The sequence below is a fragment of the Rhizorhabdus sp. genome, assembly GCF_018006725.1.
Classification (GTDB): domain Bacteria; phylum Pseudomonadota; class Alphaproteobacteria; order Sphingomonadales; family Sphingomonadaceae; genus Rhizorhabdus.
Genome location: NZ_JAGMXV010000460.1, coordinates 1 through 2,553 on the forward strand (window position 1 = coordinate 1; position 2,553 = coordinate 2,553).

Sequence of the window (2,553 nt, forward strand, 5' to 3'; positions counted from 1 at the left end):
CTCCCGCCGACCGACGAGATCGTCATGGTCGCCGGGACGCCGCCGATCCGGGCGAAGAAGGCGCGCTACTATGAAGATGCCCGCTTCAAGGAACGCATCATGTCACCGCCGGGGCTGGCGCGGCCTACTGAAGGTCGGCCCGACGATTGGAGCAAGCTGCCGATCCCCGCGCGCCCGGACATGACCGAAAACGCTGCGCCAACGACGAGCGGTGACAACGAAGAGGATTCCACCGAGTCCGAACGTCGGCATCAGCCCGAACTCAACCGGGTGAACCCCATCGAAAAGAAGGCGCCGATCGACAATGAGTTTGAGATCGATTTGCCTGACGACACAGAGGACGCCGCCGCGCGCAACCAGCGGCTGACCCGCGTCATGCGCGGCGTTGCCCGCCAGGTCTCGCTCGATCCCAATGACGGCATGGAGCTGTAGCACCATGACCGGACGCAAGAAGAAGGTGCCGATTTCCGTATATCTCGACCCCGACATCATGGCGACACTATCGGACTATGCAGGCCGACGCGAACAACCGCTCTCCCTGATCGCAGAGGCCGCCATCGCGTCCTTCCTGTCGCCGGACGACGCTGAGCGGCGTGAAGCCGTGGTCGCCAAACGCCTCGATCAGATCGATCGCCGTCTCAACCGCATGGAGCGCGACATCGGGATCTCCGTCGAGACCATGGCCGTATTCATCCGGTTCTGGCTCAACACGACGCCGGCGCTGCCCGAGCCCGCAGCCCAGGCAGCGCGCGCCATGGTCGGGAAGCGCTACGAGGCGTTCATCGCGGCCCTTGGACGGCGCTTGGCCCAGGGACCGAAACTTCGGCAGGAGATCGTTGAAGATGTCGGCGAGTCGCCGTCCAGCCCGACAGAGAGCGATCCATAGGCTTCGGCGCGCGTGGATCAATAGCATCGCCCAACCGCCGTTCTCCTGTATTTGCACACCACGCTACTACGACGACCGATACTTGTTGAATCAGCCTGATTCACGGCTCTTTTAATCACCCCGATCCGGGGACCCTCTTTTCCAGCCCCGTCAGGAAGCGGGGCAGGAATGACCAATATCAGCCAGAAGCCGGAGGCGTTCGCGCGCGGTGCGCGCATGCTTCGCACCGCGCTCGGCTCGACCATCACCCATTTTCTCGAAGACCCGGCCGTGGTCGAAATCATGCTGAACCCGGACGGCCGTCTCTGGGTAGATCGCCTCTCCGAAGGGCTGGCCGATACGGGTGAGACGCTGTCGCCTGCCGATGGCGAGCGCATCGTGCGGCTGGTCGCTCACCATGTCGGCGTCGAGGTGCATCCGCGCAGCCCGCGAGTCTCCGCCGAGCTTCCTGAGACGGGAGAGCGGTTCGAGGGCTTGCTGCCGCCCGTTGTCGCCGCACCGGCCTTCGCCATCCGCAAGCCCGCCGTAGCGATCTTCACGCTCGACGATTATGTGGCCGCCGGAATCATGTTCGCCGACCAGGCGGCGACGCTACGCGCAGCCGTGATGGCGCGCGCCAATATCCTTGTCGCAGGCGGCACTTCCACCGGCAAAACCACGCTGACCAATGCGCTTCTGGCCGAGGTCGCCAAGACGGCGGATCGCGTCGTCATCATCGAGGATACCCGCGAGCTTCAGTGCGCCGCGCCCAATCTTGTCGCCATGCGGACCAAGGATGGAGTGGCCACGCTCTCGGAGCTGGTTCGCTCTTCGCTACGCCTGCGCCCCGATCGCATTCCCATCGGCGAGGTGCGCGGCTCTGAAGCTCTCGATCTCCTGAAAGCATGGGGAACCGGCCACCCCGGCGGCATCGGCACGATCCACGCCGGGAGCGGCATCGGCGCGCTGCGCCGCCTTGAACAACTCATCCAGGAGGCCGTCGTCACGGTCCCGCGCGCCCTGATCGCCGAGACCATCGATCTTGTTGCCGTCCTCTCCGGCCGCGGCTCCGCGCGCCGGCTCGCCGAACTCGCCCGCGTCGATGGGCTCGGTCCGGACGGCGACTACGCCATCACCCCCGCAACCCTTGACCGCACAGGAGCGCCATCATGATCCGCACCACCATGCGCGTTCGCCGCTATGCCGCGACGGCCGCCGCCTTCATCTACATCAATCTCGTCCTTGCCCCCGCCGCCCATGCCTCCGGCTCGTCCATGCCGTGGGAAGCACCGCTCCAGAAAATTCTCGAATCCATCGAAGGGCCGGTCGCCAAGATCGTCGCCGTCATCATCATCATCGCCACCGGCCTGGCGCTGGCGTTCGGTGACACGTCCGGCGGCTTCCGGAAGCTGATCCAGATCGTCTTCGGTCTCAGCATCGCGTTTGCGGCGTCGAGCTTCTTCCTGTCGTTCTTCTCATTCGGCGGCGGGGCGCTCATCTGATGGCGGCGGTGTTCGAACAACTCGACGCGGTGCCGGGTTTCACCGTCCCGGTTCACCGGGCGCTGACCGAGCACATTCTGCTCGGCGGCGCACCGCGCGCACTCGCCATCCTGAACGGCACGCTGGCCGGAGCCGTGGGCCTTGGCCTGCGCCTCTGGCTCGTCGGTCTGCTGATCTGGGCCATTG

5 protein-coding genes are annotated in these 2,553 nt (G+C 65.5%); all 5 read left to right on the forward strand.

Features of this window, described 5'->3' with window-relative positions; all coding sequences use genetic code 11:
* Nucleotides 1-432 (forward strand): type IV secretory system conjugative DNA transfer family protein (locus KAY22_RS27825; RefSeq protein ID WP_296626277.1); only part of this gene is annotated, 432 nt, incomplete at its 5' end.
* 4 nt (nucleotides 433-436) lie between these two features.
* Entirely contained in the window at nucleotides 437-886 is a 450-nt protein-coding gene (locus tag KAY22_RS27830) for a hypothetical protein (RefSeq protein WP_012110084.1), read from the forward strand.
* A 168-nt stretch (nucleotides 887-1,054) separates the two neighbouring features.
* A complete protein-coding gene (gene trbB / locus KAY22_RS27835; RefSeq protein ID WP_012110083.1) occupies nucleotides 1,055-2,038 on the forward strand; it encodes a P-type conjugative transfer ATPase TrbB in 984 nt (327 codons plus the stop codon).
* A complete protein-coding gene (locus KAY22_RS27840) occupies nucleotides 2,035-2,367 on the forward strand; it encodes a TrbC/VirB2 family protein (protein ID WP_296626278.1) in 333 nt (110 codons plus the stop codon). Before trbB ends, KAY22_RS27840 begins: the two co-directional genes overlap by 4 nt.
* Nucleotides 2,367-2,553, forward strand: a 187-nt coding sequence (locus KAY22_RS27845) for a VirB3 family type IV secretion system protein (protein WP_296626279.1), incomplete at its 3' end; no start/stop codon positions are given. The genes KAY22_RS27840 and KAY22_RS27845, both read left to right, overlap by 1 nt.

What these genes read in the sequence shown, in the direction of transcription:
- trbB (WP_012110083.1), top strand. Translation starts at nt 1,055, where the DNA reads ATGACCAATATCAGCCAGAAGCCGGAGGCGTTCGCGCGCGGTGCGCGC.
- KAY22_RS27830 (WP_012110084.1), top strand. Translation starts at nt 437, where the DNA reads ATGACCGGACGCAAGAAGAAGGTGCCGATTTCCGTATATCTCGACCCC.
- KAY22_RS27840 (WP_296626278.1), top strand. Translation starts at nt 2,035, where the DNA reads ATGATCCGCACCACCATGCGCGTTCGCCGCTATGCCGCGACGGCCGCC.